Genomic DNA, 21,539 nt, shown 5'->3' with positions numbered 1-21,539 from the left:
CATCTCTCTAAAAAATTATTTATTTAATAAATATGAGGAGAAATAATAGAATTTCAATGATTAACTAAAATTTTCTAAAAAATAACCGCACTTTGATTGATAAATCAAATGTGCGGTTAAAAATTTAGAAATTTTATCTAAGGTTAGTGAGTAGAATCTGTAGATGCTACTGACTGTTCCTCATAAAATTCTGGCAATGGTTTATGTTCACTTGCAATAAATGAATAAATTACAGGTAACACAAATAAGGTAAATAAAGTACCAATTGCAAGTCCTGCTACAATGACAACCCCCATACTAAAACGCATTACCGCACCTGCGCCGGATGCATAAAGTAATGGAATCAAGCCTGCAATCATCGCTGCTGTAGTCATCAAGATTGGACGCAAACGAATTTGCGCAGCTGCCATAATTGCATCAATACGGTTTTTACCATGCTTAAGCTGTTCTTCTTTTGCAACTTCGCACATCAAAATACCATGTTTAGTGATCAAGCCCACTAGCGTAATCAAACCCACTTCTGAGTAAATATTTAATGTTACGCCTGGAATACGTAAGAGACCTAATAAATTTAACACTAACAAGGCACCTGAAATTGCTAAAGGTACAGATACCATGATTACCAATGGATCTCGAAGAGATTCAAATTGAATAGCTAATACTAAGAAAATAATAATAACCGCTAATACGAATGTTATCGCTAATGAATTACCCTCTTGTACAAGTTGGCGAGCTTCACCTTTCCAGTCATAACTATATCCAGCAGGTAGTTCTTTAGCTGCTTGTTGTAACCATTTAATCGCATCACCTGTTGTAGAAGTCGGTGAAGGTACCAATTGAATTTCAGCACTATTCAACTGACTGAAACGAGGTAATGAATAGGGTTGAGGTTCAAGGGTGACAGTTAATAAGCTGCTTAATGGCACACTTTCACCATTGCTTGCTGAAATATAATAATTTTTCAAACTTTCTGGTGATAAACGGTTTTCACGTTTCACTTGCGAAATAATTTTATAAGCGCGTCCGTCAATATCCACCCGAGTAATGGTAGCTTCAGATAAATAACTACCCAAAGTACGGCTTATTTGTTGCATCGTGATGCCATAAGTACCCGCTTTTTCTTTATCAACCTTAATACGCATTTGTGGCGTATCATACTTTAAGGTCAAGTTTGAATAAACAAACATTCCTGATTGCTTAATTTTTTGTAAGAATGTTCCTGCCACTTCTGCCAAATCTTTAGTACTACCTGGAGAACTTAAGACAAATACCACAGGAGGACCTTGTTCACCAGTTTCAACTTCAGGGAATGAGAAGGCGGAGACCGAAATTTCTGGAATTGTAGCTGCTTTAGCTGTTAATTCAGCCATTACCTCAGCCTGTGTACGACTACGTTGCGACCAATCTTTCAAAGTTGAAATAATCAAAGCTTGATTGGTATTTGGTGCACCCGCAATCACTTGAGAATATTGTTTTTCTGGTATTCCATCTAAAATTGCTTCATATTGTTTTGTCGCTTGTTGAACATAATCCACATTAACATTTGATGGTGCAGTAGCAATCCCTAAAAAACCACCTTTATCTTCTGCAGGCGTTAACTCACTGGAAAGATTAGTAAATAATACAGGTAATGTTGCAAAAATAATCACCGCAAATATGAGCATTAATTTACGTGTTTGCATAATAAGGCCTAGCAAATAAGTGTAAATTTCTGTCATACGGGTTAATGTACGGTTCACTCTTTCTTCAAATTTAGAACTTTCATGTTTTAAAATTTTACTCGACATCATTGGCGAAAGGGTAAGTGCCACAATTCCCGAAATAAATACCGCACCTGCTAAGGTGAGAGCAAATTCCTTAAATAAAGTCCCTGTAATACCATTCATTAATGCCATCGGCGAATATACTGCAACTAAGGCAATGGTCATTGAAATTACTGGTACAGCAATTTCACGGGTACCAATAATGGCTGCTCGGAAAGGTGTTTCTCCTTCTTTAATATGACGATCAACGTTTTCCAATACAACAATCGCATCATCTACCACCAAACCAATCGCAAGAATCAAGGCCAGCAAGGTCATTAAATTGATTGAAAAGCCAAACATTTGCAACATGAAAATAACCCCAATTAATGAAATTGGAATCGTGATCACAGGAATGAAAATGGCACGTAATGAACCTATAAAACACATAATAACGACTAACACGATCAACACCGCTTCTACGATAGTATGTATTACATCATTAATTGAACTGTTAATTGCAATAGTACGGTCATAAAGAATGGAAGATTGAATACTATTCGGTAAGTTTTTTACGATCGTATCATATAAAGGACGAATATCATCAGCAACGGTTAATGGATTCGCTGTTGAGGTAGGTTCAATGGCTAATACTACGGCATCGGCACCATTTGCTGCAGCACGAGTATTGTCACTTTCTTTATTTAATTCAACATCCGCCACATCACCTAAACGAACTAATTTATCGCCTTCAGAATAAACAATTAATTTACTTAGATCTTCCACTGTTGTGGTAGTGGTTTCAACCTTATTACGATAAATATTAAAATAGCCTTTGTCACTCCCCGCTGCAGTTTGTACATTATTACTTGATAATGCACTCATTACTTGAGGTGCAGAAAGATTTTGAGCGGCTAATTTTTGTGGATCTAACCAAACACGCATAGCATATTCAGCCGCACCATAAATTTGCACCTTAGCCACACCTTGCACAGTAAATAGCTGAGGTTTTACAACACGTTCAATATAATCTGTGACTTGACTAGAATCTAACTTATCCGATGTAAAGCTGATATACATAATCCCCGAACCACCCGTAGATGAAGTCAACACAGGATCTTCAATATCAGAAGGAAGTTCAGAACGAACGGAGTTCACTTTTGATAATACATCCGCAAGTGCTGCACTTGGGTCTGTATTTAATTTCATTTTAACAGTAATACGAGATGAACTTGGAGAGCTGGTTGATGATAAATAATCAATATTATCAGCTTGGGCAATCGCTTCTTCTAATTTAGAGGTGACGAAAGCTTGAATTAATCCAGCATCAGCACCAGGATAGGTGGTACTCACCGTAATCACCGTTGTTGTCATTTCTGGATATTCACGTACTGTTAATTTAGAAATGGCTTGCAAACCAAGAATAATGATCAGCATACTAATTGCCATTGCCATAACAGGGCGTCGAATAAATATATCTGTAAATTTCATTCAATAAATCCTTGGCTGAAATTAAAGGTTAGTTTTTTCAGCAGGTTGTGCGGTACCCACACCTTCTTTATCTGAAATTTGAACTAAACTTCCGTTACTTAAACGTTGTTGTCCACCTGTGACCACAATATCACCCACTTTAATATCATCACCTTTTAATTGTGAATAGATACCCTGACGATCCTTAGTGAATACCGTGATTTGTTTTACACGATACATTTTGCTTAGATTTTCATCATCTTGGAATTTAGCTTTATCTTCTTCTGAAAGAGGTTGTAACACATAAGCTAATTCCCCATACATATTATATGTAATAGAAACTTGAGGAATGACAATTTGGTTAGTTTCAGTCGGCAACGCTAAACGTAAACGCACAAACATACCAGATAATAATTTTTGTGCATCAGTTGCATCAAAGGTTGCTTGAACATCAATTAACCCCGTTGATTTATTTACTGCGGGTTCAATAGCCGTGACTTTTGCAGCAAAGGTTTCTCCAGTACGAGCATCTGAGGTTGCTGTTACTTTTTGACCAATATGAAGTTTCTCTAATTGATTTTGTGAAATTGAAAAATCCACTTTCATTGAACTGATATCTTCAACCCGTACAATTTGAGTAGATGCTTGAATATATTGCCCTTCATTGACTTGGACGATCCCTGTTACACCATCAAAAGGTGCTACAATTTTACGACGATCAATGGATGCTTTTAATGAATTAATATTTGCCATTAATTGATCATAAGTGGCTTTTGCTGAATCTAATTCAGTTTGAGATACACTTTGAGATTTAATTAAATTTGCATAACGTTGATAGGTTAATCGTGCTGAAGGCAACTGTGCTTCAGAAGCTTTTAAGGTAGCTTCTTCAACAGAATTATCTAATTCAACTAATACATCCCCTTTTTTCACAACTTGACCTGATTTCACATAAATACGTTTAATCGTACCTGAAGCTTGTGAGCTCAACATTGAACCTTGATTTGGTCTAATTAAACCTGTGGTTTCAATCACTGGGGTCCATTCTGATGGACTTACCTTTAATACTGTTACTGGGTTTGCTTTTTCAGGCATGTTAGCAATCGCTTTGCTAATCATAATGTCCTTAAATTTATTTAAACCAATCACTAGGGCAAACACTAAAATAATCACCGCTAACCCGACTTTCAGAAAGAAAGCATGTGAGCGTTTTGGTTTGCTATTTTGACTATCCGTCATAAAAAACTCCGTAAAAAGTCGAATTTATAAAACTATTTTTGAATAGAACGCCAAGTTCTTTCAATGGTCATGGATAAAATATCCTCAGAAAATGTTTCTTTAAAATAGAATTGTTTAACTGCTAACTTAATCGCACTTTCTAAACTAAGTGCAAATAAAATCCCCACAGGTAAATTACATAACACTTCTGCTTGTTGAGCTTTTTGACAAAACCTTGTCCAGAGACTTTCGTGCTCCATCTTCGTACAAATTTCTAAAAAACCTGGCAAAGACTGATATTGTTGCATATTTACAATCACATCAGGATCTGTTTGTAAGAATGTCCAAATATTCCGCCACATTTTTTGATATTGTTTGAAATAATCCTCAGTTTCATCAAAATCTTTTTTCAGTGCTTTATCAAAAAGAGAAAACACTCGCCAAGCAAATTGTGATAACAATTCTTCCTTACTTTTAAAATAAAGATAAATTGTCCCCGCAGAAATTTTTGCTTCCTTAGCAATTTTATGCATAGATAGGTTATGTAACCCTTCTCTTGCCATCAAATGCTCTGTAGCTTTAAAAATTTGCTCAGCCATATCTGTTTCAGATTGACGCATAATAATTAATTTCAAAAGTTAAGCTTAAGACACAACATTCATAGATAAAGCTATAGCTTATGGAATGAATGAACGTTCGTTCATTTTAATGATTTTTAGCCATTTAGCAAGAAAAAGTGCGGTCGATATTTAAAAAATATTGACCGCACTTTAAATAAAAATAGCTTGTAATAAGATAGGTTAAGACTACATACCAATAATCACACAGTTTGTGATTGCACTCGCTTGTTTTTGGGCATTGACTGCATCAGTTCTATCCCCTACAGGTCCAATCACTACCCGATTCCAATCTGCACTTGAATTAACTCGAGCATTTAAACCTGACATTGCCAAACGAGCCTGTAAACTTTCGGCTTGAGCTTTATTTTTAAATGCGCCACATTGCAAACCAAATTTGCCTGTAGCAGGTTTTGCAGTTTCCGTTGTTACCGCTTTTTTAGCTGCATCAGCTTTGGCTTGTTCTGCTTTCTGAGCTGCTTCAGCTTTCTTACGCTCTTCTTCTTTTTTACGTTTTTCAGCGATAGCTTGTTGCTCTGCTTTTAAGGTTGCTTCATCTTTTACAGGTGCGACTGTAGCTGTTGTAGCGTCAGTCACTGGCGCAGGCTGTGTAGATGTTTGACTATCTTTAGATGCTATAGTTTGAGCATCAACAGACTGAGTTTCTGTGTTTTTGCTAGCCTCTTCAGCACGTTTAGCTTTCTCTAACTCAGCTTGTTTTTCACGTTCCGCCAATTTTTTCAGTTCTTCTTTTTGTTTATCACTCAACTGTAACGTTTTTTCTGTTTGCACAACATCAGTGGGAACAGTTCGACTTTCCAGTTGCTGAATATAAGACCATACTTCTTCAGGGCGGCTTGGAAGCTGACTTTTAGGTGCTTCTTTGGCTGCATTGGTGGTAGGATTAATAGTTTCAGGTGTTACTGATGAACCCGAATTTTTAATAAAATAAAGGGTTGCAATAAAAGCAATCACAACTAACGCTGCAATTGCAGTTAATAAACCAGCATTGATACCTTTTGATTTTTTCTTTCTGCTATTACGAGCAGCATAATCACGTTGTGCCACAATAAATATCTCTTATTCAAAAGCCCAATAAATAATAAAATTTGAATTATTCTGAAAAATGAAATTAATTCTACTCAAAAAACTAGCTGCTGACTAGATATTTAACTCATATCTTGTGGATCGACATCTAAAATCCACCTTACTTGGGAAGATTTAATATCATTTTCTAAATTAAATTCTGACAAAGCCTTTTGTAGAATAGATTTAGAAGTATGTTGTAATAACAACTGCCAACGAAAGCGCCCTGCCTTTTTGCTAAATGGCGCAGACATAGGGCCTAATATTTGTAGCTCTGAGACATGCTGTCGTTGCTTCCATTGATGAAAATAATTTGCAATAGATTGCAAGATTTGTTCTGCCTCTTCACTCTTCTTACTTTGTGCTCTAAATAATGCTTGTCCACTAAAAGGCGGTAATCCCATTTGATCACGTAAATTCAATGTAGAATCAGCAAAGGCTGAATAACCTTGATTGAGTAAGCACTGTAATAATGGATGTTCAGGGTAATGGGTTTGTAAAACCACTTCCCCTTGTTTTTCAGAACGTCCTGAACGCCCTGCAACTTGTATATACAATTGGGCTAAACGTTCTTCCGCTCGAAAATCTAATGAAAATAAAGCACTATCAACATTCACTATCCCTACCAGGGTGACATCAGGAAAATGATGTCCTTTGGCTAGAATCTGTGTTCCAATTAAAATTTGGCTTTTTCCTTGACGAATATTGTCTAAATGATTTTCTAATGCACCTTTACGGCTAGTACTATCACGATCAATACGTGTAATTTTATATTGAGGAAATCTTTCCTTTAGTACCTCTTCAAGTTGCTCTGTACCAATACCTGTAGTCACTAAATGCGTTGAGCCACATTCAGGACATTGCATAGGAACAGGCTTTTGTATCTCACAATGATGACATTTTAGAACACGATGATTTTGATGATAAGTATAAGGTTTATCACATTGCTGGCAAGTGGCAATCCAACCACATTCATGACATAACATCACAGGTGCAAAACCACGGCGATTCAAAAACAACATTACCTGATTACCTTTTTCTAAATGAAAGGTCATTTTACGTAATAAAGCATCCGATAAACCGTTATGCACAATTTGATGTTTTAAATCAATTACTTCGTGTTTTAAGACAGGACTGTTTCCCGCCCGATTAGACAATACAATATGCTTGAATTTGCCTTTTTTTACATTATTTAAGCTTTCTAAACTAGGGGTTGCAGAGCCCAATAAAATTGGAATATTAAGTTGTTTTGCATAAACTATAGCTAAATCTCGAGCATGATAACGCCAACCGCCATCCTGTTGCTTAAATGAATTATCATGTTCTTCATCAATCACAATTAAACCAAGATCGAAAAATTGAGTGAACAATGCTGAACGTGTACCAATAACAATTGCACTTTGCCCCCTTCTTGCCCGTTGCCAAACTTGTAAGCGCTGCGTATCATTTAAATTAGAATGGAGTACATCAATAAGTACATTAAAACGAGCTTGAAAGTGTTGCACCGTTTGTGGTGTTAAACTAATTTCAGGCACCAGCACTAAAACTTGTTTATTTTGTTTAAGAATTTCTTCTATATACTGCAAATAAATTTCTGTTTTGCCCGAACCTGTAACCCCATCAAGTAACCAGGCGACAAAGCCATCTTGAAATAACAATTGGCTCAACGCTAATGCTTGCGATTTGTTTAAGGTAAGCCGTTGTTGTGCTTTAGCGATAGATTCATTATTCAATTTCTGCCGCCATGAAACTAACTGCACAGGTTGAATCACTTCTTGAATAAAATGTTTTGCTTTCAATTGAGACCAGATAGCTGGTGAAAACATATTATTAGCTTTTTCTTGTGGCATTTTGCTTAACGCTAACAGTGCCTCAAACTGTTTTTTAGCTCGTTTTAATTGATCTGTTATTAGTGCATTTTCTCCAAGTGCGGTTATTTTCCAGAAAATTTTTGCTTTTTCTACCGCACTTTCGCCTGTGCGTAACTTAGCTGGAAGTGCTGAGAATAGTACATCGCCTAAAGAAAATTGATAATATTTTGCTCCCCAGCATAATAATCGCCATAACGCCTGATTAAATAAAGGTTCTTCATCTAAAACCGCTAGAATAGGTTTTAATTGTTCTGCTGGAATATCGGTTTGATCCACTAATTCCACCACGATCGCAATACGTTTTTGTGTTCCAAATGAAACTTGCACACGTCCACCTACCACGGGGTTCATTCCCTCGGGTAAAATATAATCAAATAGACGCATTAATGGTACAGCTAAAGCAACACGAACAAATTTCATAATGGGTTAAGTAAAAATTTAAACAATTAGCAAAAGGATTAAAATTTTGTCGAAATACACATCTTAAATCCGTAACAGTTACTTATTATAACCAATAATTGCCCTTGAATAATCCATTTTTTAAGGTATAATTTGCGCTCTTACTAACGAGCCTTCAGAAAGTTGTTGATACTTTCGATGGCGTAATATTAATCACTCGTGGTGTTTGGAAACTCTTTAGAGTTGGTCCTTATAGCGGCGAGGCTTCAATTTGAGGTTTTCTATGAAACAAGGTATTCATCCTGAATATAAAGAAATTACAGCGACTTGCTCATGCGGTAATGTAATCAAAACTCGCTCTACTGTGAGCCGTAATATTAACTTAGATGTATGTGGTCAATGCCACCCATTCTATACTGGTAAACAACGTGTTGTAGATACTGGCGGTCGTGTAGAACGCTTTAACAGCCGTTTCAAAATCCCAGGTTCAAAAAAATAATTTGAATTCTTGATTAACCCTCGTAGCCTCGGGGGTTAATTTCATTGAATAAATACTAGCCAAATAAAACCTAATCTACTACAATTTCTACACTATCTCATTTAATACGCTAACTATACCCATTAATCTTTTTATAAATTAATTATTTTTCCTTAAATCATTAAATTACCCACAACATTTTTTCAATGTTATGAGTATATAGATTGGTATAACTTATTTAATTTAGAATATAGAAATGAATTTAGTCCTTCTCACTTTCGGTGAACGCTTAGAAAATCACTATCAAGCATGCTTCTCAATTTTGAGTTTTTTAAAAGATCCTAATATCAAAAATGTCATTATCGTGACAGATCGTGCGGACTTTTATCAATTCTTGAATGGGCAAGTTAAGTTTATTCATATAAACCAGCAAACTCTCAAGGAATGGCAAGGTAAATATCAATTTTTCTGGCGTATAAAGATCAAAGCGTTAGAAATTGTTCAGCAACATTATCCTGAACAAAATCTACTCTATATTGATAGTGATACTTTTTTAGCAAGCAATTTAGATCGCATGCATGTAGCCTTAAATCAAGGTCAAACCTTTATGCATAAAGCTGAATATACATTAGGTTCTCAAGCGAATAACACTATAAAGAAAATGTATCAAAGTTTGAATGCTCAAACTTTTGCTAACATTCCGCTTAATGAACATTCAATGATGTGGAATGCTGGAGTGATTGCACTGCCAGCAAACAAAGCGAAAGAAATCATTCAACTTACGCTGCAACTTTGTGATGAAATCTGTGCCACAAATTGTACAAGACGTTTAGTTGAACAATTTTCATTTTCCATTGCCTTGAATCATCAAGTTAAATTACAAGCTTGTGACAATCTAATTGGGCATTATTGGAGTAATAAAGAGGAATGGAATGAAATGATCGCTAAGTTTTTTGTGAATGGATATTTACAAAATATGAGTTTAGAAGAGGCGATTAATCAGCTAAGAGATTTTGATTGGAACTGTCTGCCAATTCATAAAAAACAACGAAATACCAAGACAAGATTAATTAAATTAATTGATCATCTTTTTCCAGCTAAAAATATTCAATATTTTTCTAAATAAGTGATAAAAAAGTGCGGTAGAAATTTTTAAAATTCCTATCGCACTTTACATCAATGATTATCCTAACGAGCATGATAGACTTTTAGCGCATCTGGCATTAAACGTTGTAAGTTTGCTTGACGAGATTCATCACTAGGATGGGTTGAGAGTAAGGAAATACCTCCACCTCCCCCCATTTTTTGCATTTTCTCCCATAAATGAGGGGCAGATTGAGGGTTATAACCTGAGCGAGCCATCAAAAATAATCCAACTTCATCAGCCTCTGTTTCATTGCTACGAGAAAAGGGTTTATTCACCCCAAGATCCGCAACGCTACTCCCTAAACGAGTATTCACGCCTAAAGCAGCAGAAGCGGCAATATCTGCGGCAACGCCAATGATCCCTGTAAACAAACCGACATTCCGTGATTGTTTACCATGCTCTTTTAATGCATGTGCCATTTCATGCCCCATAACTACCGCAATTTCATCATCAGTTAATTTCAATGTATCCACTAACCCAGTGTAAAACATCATTTTACCGCCTGGCATTGCCCAAGCATTGAGTTCTTTAGATTTGACTACTGCAATTTGCCAATTGAACCGTTGACCTGTGAGATTTTCTTTGGTGGCATAAGGCACCATAGTTCTAAAGACATTTTGAATTCGTTGAGATGTTGCAGATGAGGTATCTAACATCCCTTTCACTTTAGCCTCTTGAACAACTTGAGCATAACTTGCCGCCGCTTCTTGATTGACTTGAGCGCTATCAGCACAAGCAACTAAAAGCCCTATAGTTAATGACAGTGCCGATAATTTCTTATTAAATTTAAGCATAAAATCACCCTAGAAGAATATATCTATAAAATTAGAATATATATTAATCAATTCGTTTCGATTATAACGCGATTTTTATTTTTTGCTATACATCAGCTAAAAGTGCGGTACTTTTTCCACAAAAATCTATGTTAGAATAAGACAAAATTGCTCAAAAGGAAAAAACGCCATGCCAAGCATTAGTGTTGCAATGATCGTAAAAAATGAAGCTCAAGATCTCGCAAGTTGTTTAGAAACCGTGAAAGATTGGGTGGATGAAATTGTTATTTTAGATAGTGGAAGCACAGATAATACTCAACAAATTGCTTTAAGTTTTGGAGCTAAATTTTATACCAATAGCGATTGGCCTGGATTTGGTAAACAACGTCAAATCGCACAGCAATATGTAACCAGTGATTACGTGTTATGGTTAGATGCAGATGAACGGGTGACACCTGAATTACGTCAATCTATTCAAGCGGCTATTGCTAAAAATGAAGCGAATACGGTTTATCAGCTTCCTCGTTTAAGTGAAGTATTCGGGCGTAAAATTTATCATTCAGGTTGGTATCCTGACTATGTTGTGAGATTATATCAGACCAAATTTGCCCATTATGGAGATGAATTAGTTCACGAAAAAGTCCATTATCCTGACAACACCAAAGTAGAAAAACTGACGGGTGATCTCGAACATTACACTTATAAAGATATACATCATTATCTCACTAAGTCTGCTAACTATGGTAAAGCTTGGGCAGAGCAACGAGCAAATGCAGGCAAATCAACCAGTTTATTTGATGCAGTCAGCCATGGGATTGGTTGTTTTATAAAAATGTATATTTTGAGAGCCGGCTTTCTAGATGGGAAACAAGGTTTCTTATTAGCCATTCTCTCTGCCAATTCAACCTTTAACAAATATGCCGATTTATGGGTAAAAACCAAAACTAAATAATTCATTCTGTAAAAAGTGCGGTTGTTTTACCGCACTTTTTTATTCTTGCCCTATTCCCATTGGCGATGAATAAACGGAATAATTTCTTTTAGACATTGCTCAATATTAATTACCGTTAAGTTCTTTTCTACCTCTTTTTTAAATGGAGGACAGAAAGCAAGATGTTTATCTACCGCATTAATTGGTCGCCAACGTTTTGGAATCGCAGATAAACGACTAGGATAAAAACCGATAGTCGGTATATTTAAAGCCCCACTCACATGTAATGGCCCCGTAGAGCCTGAAATATACAAATCTGCACAAGCAAGAGAATGGCTAAAATCTAATAATCCCTGATTTTTATCATAAATCACTAAATTGGGGTGAGCAACCAATGTAGCTAATTGATGTGCCTTCTCACTTTCATTGGGGCCAGCAGTTAGCACAATATAACAATTAAATTCTGCTAAAATGCCTTTAATTAAATCTGCATATTGTTGCAACGATAAATTATTTGCAGAACCACCTGAACCACTATGTACAAATACCCATTTTTTATCCGAAGTAATACCAAGTTGCTCACATAATAAAATTTTCTGATTGGCTACCGCACTTTTAGGGAAACTAAGATAAGGTACGGAGGGTTCAACAATCGCTATATGATGATCTTGTAAAAAGTGACGAGACAAATCCATATTGTATTCAAATTCTGCTTTTTCAGAACGGGAACGACGTTGAGTTAAACGATGATTATATAGGAATTGGAATAGTTTCGTTGCAGGGGCTAAACGATATTTAATACCTGATTTCCAAGCTAATTTCGCATTATACCAATCAGATACAAAACTAATCACAGCATCAAACTTTTGAGCTCTAATGATTTGCAAAGTACGGTCAAATTCTTCAGAATTTTTCTTATCGGCAGAATCAATAATCACTTCATCAATATAAGGACAAACTTCTGCTAAAGGCGCCGTATATTTAGGCACTAATGCCGTAATCTGCAAATCTGGTTGAGAGGTTTTTAATAAAGCAAAGGCAGGCCAAGCCACCATAAAATCGCCTAATTTATCATTACGAATTACAAGAATTTTTTGCATAATTAAGATCTTTACTGGAATTTTTTATGCATTCTAGCAAAATCAGTCAAAAATCGTAACTCATCGCACAAAATATTCAGCCTTTTAACCACTAATAATTCCCCTTCAAAGTCGCTCTTAACTTGATTTTCTGGCGGAAAAGAGTATAATCGTCCCGCTTTTTGTCTATATATACAGAGAAAAAAGTAAGCATTCCTACTCCTTCGATGTAGGTTTTCTTTTATTATTAAACAATTAGAGGAAGGTTATGGTAACCATTCGTTTATCTCGTGGCGGAGCTAAAAAACGCCCATTTTATCAAATCGTAGTAGCTGACAGCCGTTCACCTCGTGACGGTCGTTTCATTGAACGTGTTGGTTTCTTCAATCCATTGGCAGCTGGTAAAGCAGAACGAGTTCGTATTGAATTAGATCGCGTTAATGCATGGTTAGAAAAAGGCGCAAGCTTATCTGATCGTGTTGCGAGTTTAGTTAAAGAAGCTCAAAAAGCTGCATAATTGCTTTTGAAAAGATAAATATAAGTAGGTGAATAGAATGGATCAGCAAAGAATTGAAGTAGTAGGCAAATTAGGCTCTACTTATGGCATTCGCGGTTGGTTACGTATTTATTCATCAACAGAATATACCGAAAGTATCTTCGACTACCAACCTTGGTTTTTAAAAATCAAAGGTCAATGGCAACCGATTGAATTGGAAACATGGAAGCACCATAACCACGAATTGATCGTTAAATTAAAAAACGTCAATGATCGTGAAACTGCACAAACTTTAGCAAATGTAGAAATTGGTGTGGATTTATCTGTGTTTCCAGCACTTGAAGAAGGTGATTACTATTGGCATGACTTAATTGGCTGCCAAGTAGTAAATTTACAAGGTTATACTATGGGAACGGTTTCTGAAATGATGGAAACAGGTTCAAATGATGTATTAGTCGTGCGTGCAAACGCTAAAGATGCTTTTGGCAAACAAGAACGTTTAATCCCGTTCTTGTATGAACAAGTAGTTAAAAGAGTAGATCTCACCACAAAGACTATTGAAGTGGATTGGGACGCTGGTTTCTAACCTCGGGTACGCTGTTAGCTTTAGTATTAACATTTTACACAAAAGGTATTAGCTATGTGGATCGGGATAATTAGTCTTTTCCCAGAAATGTTTAAAGCAATTACAGAATTTGGGGTCACAGGACGAGCCGTAAAACAAAATCTCTTGCAAGTATCCTGTTGGAATCCTCGTGATTTCACACATGATAAACATAAAACTGTAGATGACCGTCCTTATGGTGGTGGGCCAGGAATGCTGATGATGGTACAACCATTACGTGATGCAATCCAGGCAGCAAAAACAGCCGCAGGAGAAGGTGCAAAGGTTATTTATCTTTCACCTCAAGGACGTAAACTTGATCAAAGTGGCGTAACAGAATTGGCAACAAATAAAAAACTGATTTTAGTTTGTGGTCGTTACGAAGGCATTGATGAACGAGTGATTCAATCTGAAATTGATGAAGAATGGTCAATCGGAGATTACGTTCTCACAGGAGGAGAACTTCCTGCAATGACATTAATTGATGCTGTTGCAAGATTTATTCCAGGGGTATTAGGCAAACAAGCCTCGGCAGAAGAGGATTCTTTTGCAGAAGGATTACTAGATTGTCCTCATTATACCCGCCCTGAAGTTTTAAATGGCTGTACTGTACCACCTGTACTGATGTCAGGTAATCATGAAGAAATTCGTAAATGGCGATTAAAGCAATCACTTGAGCGAACATGGTTAAGACGCCCCGAGCTATTGGAAAGCCTAGCTCTGACTGACGAACAAAAGAAACTGTTAAAACAGGTAAAAGCCGAATATAACAGTAAAATCAGTTAACACTAGGAATAAAAAGGGTTTAAAAATGAGCAACATCATTAAACAACTTGAAGAAGAACAATTAAAACAAAACGTACCTAGCTTCCGTCCAGGTGACACATTAGAAGTTAAAGTATGGGTAGTTGAAGGTAGCAAAAAACGTCTGCAAGCATTCGAAGGCGTGGTTATTGCAATTCGTAACCGTGGCTTGCACTCAGCATTCACTTTACGTAAAGTATCTAACGGTACTGGCGTTGAGCGTGTTTTCCAAACTCACTCACCTGCAATTGATAGCATCTCTGTTAAACGTAAAGGTGCTGTACGTAAAGCTAAACTTTACTACTTACGTGAACGTTCAGGTAAATCTGCACGTATCAAAGAACGTCTTGGTGAATAATTGTCTTAATTATCATCAAACTGAAAAAGGCTCGAAAATTCGAGCCTTTTTTGTTGATATTCACCAGACAAATAAAAAAAGTGCGGTCAAAATTTTTTAAAATACAACCGCACTTTTCCTTCTTTATTTCAGTAATTATTCAGTATCTAACTCATCTAATTCAAGCACTTCTTGAGAAAGAATAATGCCAGTTAAATCTGCATATACATAATCTTCAGGAAAGAAGGTTACTCCTCCAAAATTAACAGGAATATCGCTTTCTCCTTGATTATTTTCATCTGCGCCTACTGGAATTGGGGCAAGCGCTTGAATACCGATATTAATATTTTCAAGTTGACTTAATTGACGAACAGCACCATACACAATAATACCTTCCCATCCATTATCTGCCGCCAATTGTGCTAAATCGGCATCAATTAATGCACGACGTACGGCACCACCACCATCAACCAGTAATACACGACCTTCACCTTGCTCTTCTAAGATTTCAGCGATCAGTCCATTTTGTTCAAAACATTTCACAGTTGTTACTTTGCCATAGAACTCACTCACACCACCAAAGCTTGAAAAAATTGGTTCAACGACATCCACTTGGTCTAAATAGATATCACAGAGTTCTGAAGTATCGATACGCATAGGATTCCCTTTTGTGTCATTTAAACTTCGCTTAGTATAAACTGCTTTCCAAGATAACTCAAACAAGCATAAAAATAGCCTCACAAAGAGGCTAATTAATCAAACTATTTTGCTAGAACTAAACCAATACTAAATAACACATTGGTTAATAAAGCTAATAAAGACATCTGTCCGAGCATGGGTCTCAATAACAATGGATCTTTACTGCGATACACAAATAGACCATGTTTAACTAATAATGGAATGGCGAAAATAAATAAATATCCCCAAATTGAATTCACATTCATAGATGAAAATAAGAGGTAACATAGAATAGCACTAATTAATAGCATCCAATGATAGACACGGCTTTTATCTACGCCTAAACGTACTACTAAAGTATATTTTCCCGCTTTTCTATCCTGTTCAATATCACGCATATTATTAATATTTAATACTGCCACGGATAAAAAACCACAGCCACTGGCTGGTAAGAAAACGGTCCAGTTGATATTATGAGCTTGTAAATAATAAGTCCCAACAACTGCTAATAAACCAAAAAATAAGAAGACAAATAAATCGCCCAAGCCTAAATAGCCATAAGGTTTTTTACCAACCGTATAAGCAATAGCTGCAACAATAGATGCAATACCTAATGCAATAAACACAATTAAATCTTGCATGCTTTGATAAGCAGTTGATAATAAAGCAAATCCTGAAATTAGAATTAACACAATTGTGACAATTAAACCTTTACGAAGCTGCGCTTCTGTCATATGTCCTTTTTGAATACCACGTAATGGACCAATACGTTCAGCGGTATCTGAACCTTTTTGAAAATCCCCATAATCATTAGCAAAATTAGACAAAATTTGTAATAAGGTCGCCGTCAATAAACATAAAATCGTAATCGTCCAGTCAAAATAACCAAACCAATATGCCACTGCAGAGCCTGTAAAAATGATGGCTAGTGCAAGAGGGAGAGTTCTTGGTCTAGCAGTTTCTAACCAAGTTTTAATCGTACTTTGTGTCATAAAATTTCTAAAAATGAGACCGCACTTTATCGCGGTGTTATAATGGAATTGCTATTTTATCAATACTCATGTGATATTTTAAGGAAAATATGTCGGAAACTGCACTTCAATTACAGCCTATTGCGATTATTCACAGCCCTTACAAGGAAAAATTTTCTGTACCACGACAACCCAATTTAGTACAAGATGGAACAGGAATTGTGGAATTATTAGCACCTTATAATCAACCAGAAGCAGTACGTGGTTTAGAGGAATTTAGTCATCTTTGGTTGATTTTTCAGTTTGATAAAAATCCTGTTGGAAAATGGCAGCCAACTGTTCGCCCACCTCGATTAGGAGGAAATCAACACGTCGGCGTATTTGCCTCTCGCTCCCCTTTTAGACCGAACAGTTTAGGGCTTTCTAAAGTTGAATTACGACAAGTAGAAATTAGCCATGGCAAGATATTACTTCATCTTGGTGCTATTGATTTAGTGGATGGCACACCGATTTATGATATTAAGCCCTACATTGCTTATGCAGATAGTGAGCCTCTTGCTCAATCAAGTTTTGCGCAAGAAAAGCCACAGATAAAACTAACCGTTTCATTTTCCCCAGAAGATAAAACTCAACTGGAAAAATTTTCCAAAATTTACCCGCAGTTTGCACGATTTATTACCGAGGTAATTCAACAAGATCCACGCCCAGCTTACCAACAAGGAAAGCCCACAGAACGGGAATATGGTATTTTATTATATAAATATAATGTGCGTTGGCGAATTCAGAAAGGAACCACCAATCAAGCAGAGATCTTTGAAATTACAGAAATAACATAGGAGGCTGATTGCCTCCTATCAATTTATTTGCGTACTAAAATTAAAAAGCGTAAATCATAAGCATTGTGTTCATCAGCTTGACGATATTCCTCATATTCTATCTGCCATTCATGCCAATTAATTTCTGGGAAAAAAGTATCTCCCTCAATTTCTGCTTGAATTTGGGTTAAATATAATTTATCTGCCTTGGGTAGATACTGTTTGAATAACTGCCCACCACCGATCAATAATACTTCTTCAGAATTTTTGACAAAATCTACCGCACTTTCTAAGCTTTCTTTCCATACCACATCTTCATGTTCGAAAGGTTGTCGTGAAAGCACAATATTAATCCGTTTGGGTAAAGGACGCCCGATGCTCTCAAAGGTTTTACGTCCCATAATCACTGGTTTGCCCGTAGTATTTTTGCGAAACCATGCTAAATCCGCAGGTAAATGCCAAGGCATTTGGTTATCTTTACCAATGACATTATTTTTTGTTGTAGCAACTATTAAGCTAAATATCATAATTCTCTCATTATATCCATTCAATCATACGACGGGTGTACCACGATAAAATAACAAACGAGGTAAAGCAAGTCCAAATACTAATGCCCCTAAAATAAATCCCGCTTTGATAAAATAATCAATCATTTGTGCAAATAATTCTGGGCTTGACCCAAGAGAATTAATTTTTACAATTGCGATCATTGCTTTATAAGCATAAACGCCTGGAATCATAGGAATAATTGCGGCAACAGTAAATACTTTTGGGTGTGCTAAATAACGTTGAGCAATATTTACTCCAATAAATCCTATTAAACCTGAGGCTAGAAATGTCGCTAATTCAATAGGTACGCCAAAGTATATTAGGAGTGAACGAAAACTATGTCCTAACGCACCTAAAATTGCACAATAGTATAGTGCTTTATTAGGAACATTAAAAATTAATGCAAATCCGACGGCAGGTATAGCAGCGAAAATCATATCATCTATTAATGAAAAGAATAAATTCATTTTAATATCCCCAACTTGCAATATTTAATACCGATAATGCCATCACAATGCCCATACAAGCCCCAAAAGTCAGTACTGAGGCAATTGTCCAACGGGCTAATCCCATATTAATATGTCCTTTCAAAATATCAGCAAGAGAATTAATTAAAGGAAACCCAGGAACCAATAATAATACACTAGAAGCAAGAGCAATATGGGGATCATTGCCTAAATTAAACTTTAATGCTAACCCTGAAATCATTGAAGCAACAAATGCAGTACAAGCAAATACGATCAAAGGATTAAAATGATAAGCCGACAGGCTCTGACGAATATACATTGCGACAGAAGAAGCAATCAATGTGATTAAACAAATCATTGCATCTCCCCCAGATAGATGGGCAAAACTAGCACAAGATAAACCTATCATCAGTACTACAAAATATCGATTATATTTCATTGGTTTAATACTAGCTAATTTCTGTTTAACTCGCTCTAAATCATAGATTTTATGTTCAGTGGCAATCACAATATGATGGACATCTGTAACAACCTGCATATTAATACCTTTATCCACATTCTTACGGGTAGTCGTAATACAATGACCTTTAGTTAATGTTGTTACAATAACTGCATTAGGTGTCAAAGCACATTCTACACTCTCTACCCCCAATGCCTTACCTAAACGAGTTGCTAACAATACGACTAACTCACTTTCCGCACCATGTTGTAGCAACAATAATGCGGTTTGCACACATAATCGGGTAATTTCCCGCTGTTTTTCGGAATCCATTTCAGCTTGTTTATCCATATTAACTCCTTTTTCTAACTATAAAGGATTATATACATTTGGCATGAAAAATTTTTGTTCTAAATCACAAAAGTATAATCAAAACTAGATGATTTATTGATTAGATAATGTTAATTTATCAACTAGTTAAAATCGGCACTAGATTATTCATGGTCAGGAGTATGAATATGGAACAAGCAAATCAAGCACAAAAAACCATCGTGGTCAAATTTGGAACCAGTACATTAACACAAGGAACGCCCAAATTAAATCGACCGCATATGATGGAAATTGTGCGTCAATTTGCTCGTCTTCACCAAGAAGGTTATCGTATTGTGATTGTTACCTCAGGCGCAATTGCAGCTGGTCGTGATTATCTCAACCATCCACAATTACCGCCCACAATCGCTTCAAAACAATTACTGGCAGCGGTAGGTCAAAGCCAATTAATTCAAACTTGGGAACAATTATTTGCCATTTATGATATTCATATGGGACAGCTGTTATTAACTCGAGCTGATATTGAAGACCGTGAACGTTTTCTAAACGCGCGTGATACGCTACATGCACTACTGGATAACGGTATTATTCCTGTGGTTAATGAAAATGATGCGGTAGCGACCGCAGAAATCAAAGTCGGCGATAATGATAATTTATCTGCATTAGTGGCTATTCTAGTTCAAGCTGAACAACTTTATTTATTAACAGATCAACAAGGGTTATTTGATTCAGATCCCCGTCAAAATCCAAATGCAAAACTTATTCCTGTTGTAGATGAAATTAATGAGCATATACGTTCTATTGCTGGTGGCAGTGGAACCAATCTCGGTACAGGGGGAATGTTTACAAAAATTACCGCTGCTGATGTTGCAACCCGTTCTGGCATTGAAACCATTATTGCACCAGGCAATCGTCCTAATGTGATTGCAGATCTTGCCCACGGTGAAGCTATTGGTACAAAATTTACTGTACAAGCTGATCGTTTAGAAAGCCGTAAACAATGGCTATTTGCTGCCCCATCTGCTGGCTCAATTACAATTGATAATGGCGCTGAAAGTGCATTATTAATGCAACATAAATCTTTATTACCCGCAGGTATTTTATCTATTGAGGGGCGTTTTTCCCGTGGAGAAGTGGTAAAAATTCGCACTCAAAATGGTAAAGATATTGCACTTGGAATGCCTCGCTATAACAGTGATGCACTACATCTTATTAAAGGTCAGAAATCACAAGATATTGAACAGATTCTCGGTTACGAATATGGCTCAGTTGCCATACATCGTGATGATATGATTATATTAAAAAAATAATGATACATTTTAAGAATAAAAAAGTTGGCACTAGACCAACTTTTTATTTTATAAATTATTTTTGACTACATACTGCAATAAAATTAAGCTTACGTTCTTTATCATTAAAGGTTTTAAACATACGTTTAAATTGTTCTCGATTCTCAGGTTTCATGGCATTTTTAATAATTTTTGCAGCACCTAATAAACCCTCATCATAAATCATACCTTTAGGTGATAATAAAGTCATATCCCCCGTGAAAGTATCAACATTACGGAAACCTGAGTCAGTAAATATTTGTTTCCATCCTGCTTTAGTCAATGGGGTAACAGTTACATTAATAGCATTACGCATATTTTCTAAAATAGCTTCATGATCTGTCCCCACTAACATTACATCATGGGTTAACAAGAAACCACCTGGCTTAAGTACTCGGAAATATTCAGCTACCGCTTTTTTCTTTGCCTCTACAGGTAGCATAGTGAGCATAGCTTCATTAATCACAATATCAAAACTATTATCTTCAAAAGGTAATTTCATGGCATTGGCACGTTGTACATGAATTTTATCCTCAACACCATTAGCTTTAATATTAGCTTTTGCTTTTTCTAGTGCGGCTTCATCTAAGTCAACGCCTTCAATATGACAGCCAAACTGCTTAGCAAGTCCTATTGATGTGGTTCCCATATTACAAGCAACCTCAAGTACTTTTTTATCTGCACTAAAATCAGCATTAGCAATAAGCCAATCAGTCGCTTTTTTACCACCAGGACGTAAACGTGTTTTACCCAAACGAGCTAAAAAATTATGGCCAACTTCATCTTTACTCATAGAAACTTCTCCTAAAACCCTAGCAATATCCGACTAAATATATCAGGTTTTATAAAAAAATGAAATTAATTATTATTTAGCTTAGTAACAGACAATAAAAAAGTGCGGTAAGTTTTA

At 36.1% G+C, this 21,539-nt stretch carries 22 protein-coding genes; 9 read left to right on the top strand and 13 right to left on the bottom strand.

Features of this window, described 5'->3' with window-relative positions:
* Positions 1–143 precede the first annotated feature (143 nt).
* From acrB to priA, 5 genes are all read right to left on the bottom strand, one after another.
* Complete coding sequence (gene acrB / locus BN1226_RS02700; protein ID WP_044469868.1) at positions 144–3,233, bottom strand: multidrug efflux RND transporter permease subunit AcrB; 3,090 nt, start codon at positions 3,231–3,233, stop codon at positions 144–146.
* A 21-nt stretch (positions 3,234–3,254) separates the two neighbouring features.
* Positions 3,255–4,451, bottom strand: a complete 1,197-nt coding sequence (locus tag BN1226_RS02695) for an efflux RND transporter periplasmic adaptor subunit (RefSeq protein ID WP_044469867.1) — start codon at positions 4,449–4,451, stop codon at positions 3,255–3,257.
* Between the two features lie 32 nt (positions 4,452–4,483).
* Entirely contained in the window at positions 4,484–5,050 is a 567-nt protein-coding gene (locus tag BN1226_RS02690) for a TetR/AcrR family transcriptional regulator (protein WP_044469866.1), read from the bottom strand.
* Between the two features lie 186 nt (positions 5,051–5,236).
* Positions 5,237–6,115, bottom strand: coding sequence for a cell division protein FtsN (gene ftsN / locus BN1226_RS02685; protein WP_044469865.1), 879 nt, complete (start codon positions 6,113–6,115; stop codon positions 5,237–5,239).
* Between the two features lie 101 nt (positions 6,116–6,216).
* The gene (priA, locus tag BN1226_RS02680; RefSeq protein WP_044469864.1) at positions 6,217–8,424 is read right to left on the bottom strand and encodes a primosomal protein N'; all 2,208 of its coding nucleotides are present in this window, start codon (positions 8,422–8,424) and stop codon (positions 6,217–6,219) included.
* Between the two features lie 262 nt (positions 8,425–8,686).
* Here priA and rpmE point away from each other — a divergent pair, with 262 nt between their 5' ends.
* Positions 8,687–8,902, top strand: coding sequence for a 50S ribosomal protein L31 (rpmE, locus tag BN1226_RS02675; RefSeq protein ID WP_005758462.1), 216 nt, complete (start codon positions 8,687–8,689; stop codon positions 8,900–8,902).
* A 235-nt stretch (positions 8,903–9,137) separates the two neighbouring features.
* The gene (locus BN1226_RS02670) at positions 9,138–10,007 is read left to right on the top strand and encodes a hypothetical protein (RefSeq protein ID WP_044469863.1); all 870 of its coding nucleotides are present in this window, start codon (positions 9,138–9,140) and stop codon (positions 10,005–10,007) included.
* A 62-nt stretch (positions 10,008–10,069) separates the two neighbouring features.
* Here BN1226_RS02670 and BN1226_RS02665 read toward each other — a convergent pair whose 3' ends face one another.
* Positions 10,070–10,822, bottom strand: a complete 753-nt coding sequence (locus BN1226_RS02665) for a M48 family metallopeptidase (protein WP_005758628.1) — start codon at positions 10,820–10,822, stop codon at positions 10,070–10,072.
* A gap of 169 nt (positions 10,823–10,991) precedes the next feature.
* Here BN1226_RS02665 and BN1226_RS02660 point away from each other — a divergent pair, with 169 nt between their 5' ends.
* Complete coding sequence (locus BN1226_RS02660) at positions 10,992–11,753, top strand: glycosyltransferase family 2 protein (RefSeq protein ID WP_044469862.1); 762 nt, start codon at positions 10,992–10,994, stop codon at positions 11,751–11,753.
* Positions 11,754–11,803: 50 nt separating this feature from the next.
* Here BN1226_RS02660 and BN1226_RS02655 read toward each other — a convergent pair whose 3' ends face one another.
* Positions 11,804–12,832 carry a glycosyltransferase family 9 protein gene (locus tag BN1226_RS02655; protein ID WP_044469861.1) on the bottom strand — a complete coding sequence of 343 codons (1,029 nt, stop codon included), beginning with the start codon at positions 12,830–12,832 and terminating at the stop codon, positions 11,804–11,806.
* A gap of 247 nt (positions 12,833–13,079) precedes the next feature.
* On the opposite strand from BN1226_RS02655, the gene rpsP reads away from it, so the two are divergent.
* Genes rpsP through rplS form a run of 4 tightly spaced genes read left to right on the top strand, consistent with a single transcriptional unit; the run spans position 13,080 to position 15,073 of the window.
* Positions 13,080–13,328 (top strand): 30S ribosomal protein S16, encoded by a 249-nt coding sequence (gene rpsP / locus BN1226_RS02650; RefSeq protein WP_005758485.1) that lies wholly within the window; start codon positions 13,080–13,082, stop codon positions 13,326–13,328.
* A 37-nt stretch (positions 13,329–13,365) separates the two neighbouring features.
* A complete protein-coding gene (gene rimM / locus BN1226_RS02645) occupies positions 13,366–13,893 on the top strand; it encodes a ribosome maturation factor RimM (protein ID WP_044469860.1) in 528 nt (175 codons plus the stop codon).
* Between the two features lie 54 nt (positions 13,894–13,947).
* Complete coding sequence (gene trmD, locus BN1226_RS02640; RefSeq protein ID WP_005758472.1) at positions 13,948–14,697, top strand: tRNA (guanosine(37)-N1)-methyltransferase TrmD; 750 nt, start codon at positions 13,948–13,950, stop codon at positions 14,695–14,697.
* Positions 14,698–14,722: 25 nt separating this feature from the next.
* Positions 14,723–15,073: a 50S ribosomal protein L19 gene (gene rplS / locus BN1226_RS02635; RefSeq protein ID WP_005758621.1), complete on the top strand. Its 351-nt coding sequence runs from the start codon at positions 14,723–14,725 to the stop codon at positions 15,071–15,073.
* 135 nt (positions 15,074–15,208) lie between these two features.
* Here rplS and rraA read toward each other — a convergent pair whose 3' ends face one another.
* Positions 15,209–15,709: a ribonuclease E activity regulator RraA gene (rraA, locus tag BN1226_RS02630; protein WP_005758574.1), complete on the bottom strand. Its 501-nt coding sequence runs from the start codon at positions 15,707–15,709 to the stop codon at positions 15,209–15,211.
* 104 nt (positions 15,710–15,813) lie between these two features.
* Entirely contained in the window at positions 15,814–16,722 is a 909-nt protein-coding gene (locus BN1226_RS02625) for a 1,4-dihydroxy-2-naphthoate polyprenyltransferase (RefSeq protein WP_044469859.1), read from the bottom strand.
* Positions 16,723–16,811: 89 nt separating this feature from the next.
* On the opposite strand from BN1226_RS02625, the gene tsaA reads away from it, so the two are divergent.
* The gene (gene tsaA, locus BN1226_RS02620; protein WP_044469858.1) at positions 16,812–17,537 is read left to right on the top strand and encodes a tRNA (N6-threonylcarbamoyladenosine(37)-N6)-methyltransferase TrmO; all 726 of its coding nucleotides are present in this window, start codon (positions 16,812–16,814) and stop codon (positions 17,535–17,537) included.
* A gap of 23 nt (positions 17,538–17,560) precedes the next feature.
* On the opposite strand, the gene folA is transcribed toward tsaA, so the two are convergent.
* From folA to BN1226_RS02605, 3 genes are read right to left on the bottom strand one after another with little or no spacing between them, the layout of a single operon-like run.
* Positions 17,561–18,043, bottom strand: a complete 483-nt coding sequence (folA, locus tag BN1226_RS02615; protein WP_044469857.1) for a type 3 dihydrofolate reductase — start codon at positions 18,041–18,043, stop codon at positions 17,561–17,563.
* A 24-nt stretch (positions 18,044–18,067) separates the two neighbouring features.
* A complete protein-coding gene (locus tag BN1226_RS02610) occupies positions 18,068–18,532 on the bottom strand; it encodes a threonine/serine exporter family protein (protein WP_044469856.1) in 465 nt (154 codons plus the stop codon).
* A 1-nt stretch (position 18,533) separates the two neighbouring features.
* Positions 18,534–19,322: a threonine/serine exporter family protein gene (locus tag BN1226_RS02605; RefSeq protein ID WP_044469855.1), complete on the bottom strand. Its 789-nt coding sequence runs from the start codon at positions 19,320–19,322 to the stop codon at positions 18,534–18,536.
* Positions 19,323–19,489: 167 nt separating this feature from the next.
* Between BN1226_RS02605 and proB the strand changes: the two genes are divergently transcribed.
* On the top strand, positions 19,490–20,611 hold the full coding sequence (gene proB / locus BN1226_RS02600) for a glutamate 5-kinase (RefSeq protein ID WP_044469854.1): 1,122 nt from the start codon (positions 19,490–19,492) through the stop codon (positions 20,609–20,611).
* 55 nt (positions 20,612–20,666) lie between these two features.
* Here proB and BN1226_RS02595 read toward each other — a convergent pair whose 3' ends face one another.
* A complete protein-coding gene (locus tag BN1226_RS02595; RefSeq protein WP_044469853.1) occupies positions 20,667–21,422 on the bottom strand; it encodes a class I SAM-dependent methyltransferase in 756 nt (251 codons plus the stop codon).
* Between the last annotated feature and the right edge of the window lie 117 nt (positions 21,423–21,539).

The sequence above is a fragment of the Mannheimia massilioguelmaensis genome (assembly GCF_000940515.1).
In the GTDB taxonomy this organism is placed as follows: domain Bacteria; phylum Pseudomonadota; class Gammaproteobacteria; order Enterobacterales; family Pasteurellaceae; genus Basfia; species Basfia bettyae.
Note: the sequence above shows the minus strand (reverse complement) of the source record. Positions and strands in the feature narration are given on the sequence as shown.